Source organism: Amycolatopsis nivea (genome assembly GCF_004522235.1).
GTDB lineage: Bacteria > Actinomycetota > Actinomycetes > Mycobacteriales > Pseudonocardiaceae > Amycolatopsis > Amycolatopsis nivea.
This window is the reverse complement of record NZ_SDLT01000105.1, coordinates 1-1,115: the sequence shown is the minus strand read 5'-3', so window position 1 is coordinate 1,115 and position 1,115 is coordinate 1. Positions and strand designations below refer to the sequence as shown.

The following is a 1,115-nucleotide window of genomic DNA, read 5'->3' as shown; positions in this document are numbered from 1 at the left end:
CTGTGATGTCCAGGGAGGTTGGTCAGCCGGGTGACGGGTGGTTTGCCTCCGGTGGATGTGTGGGGCCGGTGGTGATTGTAGAAGTGCAGCCATCCCGGCAGCGCTGCCCGGCGGTCGTGTTCGCTGGGATAGAAGCGGGCGTAAGCCCATCCCTCGGCCAGGGTGCGGTGGAACCGTTCGATCTTGCCGTTGGTCTGCGGCCGGTAAGGCCGGGTCCGTTTCGGGGTGATGCCCAGCTCGGTGCAGGTCCCGCGCCAGGCCGACGAGCGGTAGCAGGCACCGTTGTCGGAAAGCACGCGTTCGACGGTGACGCCGCGGTCGGCGAACCAGGCGACCGCGCGGTGCAGGACACCGACGGCGGTGTCGGCTTTCTCGTCGGCGCAGATCTCGGCGTAGGCGACGCGGGAGTGGTCGTCGATCACGGTGTGCACGAACGCGGTGCCGGTGCGGGCGTGCCGGTCGGTGCTCCAGGTTCCGGTGCGGCGGGAGGTCGCTGATCTGTTCTTTTTGCCTTGCTGCTTGCCGACGTGGCGCCAGCCGCCGCCGTCGGGGATGTTGCCGAACTTGGTGACATCGACGTGGATCAGCGAGCCGGGGTGGTCGTGCTCGTAGCGGCGTAGCGGTTCGCCGGTGGCCCGGTCGATGCGGGAGAGCCGGTTGATCCGGCAGCGGGTCAGGACGGCGTGCACGGTCGAGGCAGGGATGGCGAGCCGGCCGGCGATCTGGGCCGGGCCCAGCCGCTGGCGCCACCGCAGCCGCACGATCCGGCGGGTCAGTTGCGGGGACGTTCGGGCGGGGCTGTGGTGCGGGCGGCAGCTGCGGTCGGTCATCCCGGCCGTGCCTTCGGCGCGGTAGCGGTCGGCCCACTTCGCGGCGGTCTTGGTGGCGACCATGAACATTTTCGCGGCGGCGGTGCAGGTCCAGCCCTGCTCGACGATCAGGCGGGCGAGGCGCAGGCGGGTGCGCGGGGTCAGGGCGGCGTTAGGGTGGGACACGAAGGCCTCCGGCGGGCGAAGCGGTTCCTAGACAGCTCCACTTCACCCCCGGGGCCTTCACCTGTCAGCACGACAGGCCGGTCACCGCCTTAACCCGGGACAACGTCCCTGGACATCACA

Annotated in this window: 1 protein-coding gene; it reads right to left on the bottom strand. The window is 70.2% G+C overall.

Going from position 1 to position 1,115, the window contains the following annotated elements:
* Positions 1-995 (bottom strand): IS481 family transposase (locus tag EIZ44_RS44420; protein ID WP_134734615.1); only part of this gene is annotated, 995 nt, incomplete at its 3' end.
* Positions 996-1,115 lie beyond the last annotated feature (120 nt).